2 protein-coding genes and 3 pseudogenes are annotated in these 1,906 nt (G+C 55.1%); all 5 read right to left on the bottom strand.

Features of this window, described 5'->3' with window-relative positions; translation table 11 throughout:
• Positions 1 to 117, bottom strand: a pseudogene (locus ABLN87_RS22545) (Tn3 family transposase); the annotation flags it as partial.
• A 282-nt stretch (positions 118 to 399) separates the two neighbouring features.
• Positions 400 to 720 carry a hypothetical protein gene (locus ABLN87_RS22150; protein ID WP_353014271.1) on the bottom strand — a complete coding sequence of 107 codons (321 nt, stop codon included), beginning with the start codon at positions 718 to 720 and terminating at the stop codon, positions 400 to 402.
• A gap of 3 nt (positions 721 to 723) precedes the next feature.
• Complete coding sequence (locus ABLN87_RS22145) at positions 724 to 1,029, bottom strand: hypothetical protein (RefSeq protein WP_353014275.1); 306 nt, start codon at positions 1,027 to 1,029, stop codon at positions 724 to 726.
• A 187-nt stretch (positions 1,030 to 1,216) separates the two neighbouring features.
• A pseudogene (locus tag ABLN87_RS22140) lies at positions 1,217 to 1,489 on the bottom strand (DUF4158 domain-containing protein); the annotation flags it as partial.
• Positions 1,490 to 1,593: 104 nt separating this feature from the next.
• Positions 1,594 to 1,805, bottom strand: a pseudogene (locus tag ABLN87_RS22135) (IS5/IS1182 family transposase); the annotation flags it as partial.
• Positions 1,806 to 1,906: the final 101 nt, after the last annotated feature.

Genomic DNA, 1,906 nt, shown 5'->3' with positions numbered 1-1,906 from the left:
GGAAGATGAGCAGCGTTTCAGCTGAGAATAAATACAGGTCGCCTGCCGTTCTACATGCCAATAGATCATGACACCGCACCCGCCATACCGGGTATGCCATTCGGTCATCAGATTGCGATAACGATCGGCCCCTTCTATCCAGATTTCCTTTGCCCGAAACCGTTCTCGTAGTTGGGTCAGGATACAGAGCTCATAGGAAATGACATTCAACCGACCCCGATGATCCATAACGGTGTCACGCCATTTGCGCGGGATTGACCCTTCCGGTGCCAATGATGCCGAAGCGACGCGTCGCCCTTCCTCGTTCAGGCGGTAGATCAAAGACAGAGCATCAAGGATGGAGCGCCAGCTTTCATTGTTCGAACGGAACTTCAGGACAGATAACGGAGAAGGCAACACTCATCGGTAATAGCTGGCCCAGGAACCTCGCGTCACCATCTGAATCCGTGCATCCAGCGTGCCTTTGGCACGGTGCTCATCGATAATCACTTTCAGTTTCGCAGCGCCCGCAACAGGAAAGATCACATCCGAGACCCTGCCATTCGGGGTCATTATCGCAGCTGTGGCGATATCGACCAGCAATCGCTCCTTACCGTTTACCTTTTCGATGTCGGCGGCGATTGTACCGATTACCTCGCGCCGAGATTTCGTGCCGATCCGGTGAACCACATCAATCAACAGGTCCACCAGCCCGTCAATCAGTTGCGATTTGCGAGACATTATTTATAGGGCCAGCAGCCCGATCCAGTTCTCCAGGGCATGACGGCGCATTTCATAGGCCGTTTCGCCTTCGACACGACGCGCAAAGTGCCTGAGCCAGGATGGGTCGGCGTCATCCGTTATACCAAATGGAAGATCAAGGCACTGTATAAGGGCCAGCCGGTCTGCAGCTCCCAAAACGTTGTCCAGGGTCGCGGCCCCGACAACGTCTTTCAGCCGCAGAAAACCATGCGCTCCTCGCGGATCGGCAAGACATTCTTCCAATGCCGCTCTGGCTTCCTTCAATACCTTGCCCGAGACCTCTGCCAAAAACCTCTCCTGGAATGCACGCAGGGCAGAACGGGCCGCGTTCCATGATCTTCCGCGAGGGCACGGATATCGCTTCCACCAACGCCCAGCTGAAACCAAAGCCAATGAGAGAGTCGATGGCTGGGCCTGATCTGGCACATTCCTCAACAAGCACAGAATGGAGTTCTGCGCGATCCCTCGCATTCGTCCGGCGGAACCCCAGGTGACGTAAGATATCAAGGCGGTGACGGCGGGCAGCGTCAGAATGCAGATCGTATAGATGGACATGGGTGCCCAACTGTTCCTCGATATACTGGATGCGGTTGTCGGCGATGTCTTCGAGCGTCCCTGGAAAATATCCGTAGGTGCGGAAATGGACCAACTGAAGTGCCAACCCCGCGCGCATTGCGCGACGATATCCCTGAACGAAAATCAGCTCGCCAAACGACAAGCTCCACACCCGCTGTTCTTCACTGTTCATCCGAATACCCCTTTCCCAAAAAAGGCGAACCTCCAGAGGAATCAGAAATCCGTCAAACACTATCTTGTTCTTCTATTGTTCCTCATAACTCCTAACCGTGCACGCTCGGGGCGGTTGCGCCGCTTGTAGCGTCGCTTGTCGTACTTCACCGGATTCTTTCGCTGCCTTCGTCCGGGCGTGTACGCGCGTATCCCTTTGTCTTTCAACGCTTCGCGGAACCAGTCGGGTCATAGCCTCGATCTCCCAGCAGTCATTCCACATCCGGCAGGCTGCTGAGCAACGCCCCTGCGCCGATGTAATCGCTGACCTCCCCAGACGGCATCGCAATGTGCCAGGGTCGTGGTGCTTGCAGCCACAATATGGAGAGGACAGTGACATGAAAGATATGATGATTGGGGTCGATCTGGCAAAGTCAGT

Origin of the sequence: Ruegeria sp. SCP10 (genome assembly GCF_040329495.1) — a bacterium.
Taxonomy (GTDB): Bacteria; Pseudomonadota; Alphaproteobacteria; order Rhodobacterales; family Rhodobacteraceae; genus Ruegeria.
Note: the sequence above shows the minus strand (reverse complement) of the source record. Positions and strands in the feature narration are given on the sequence as shown.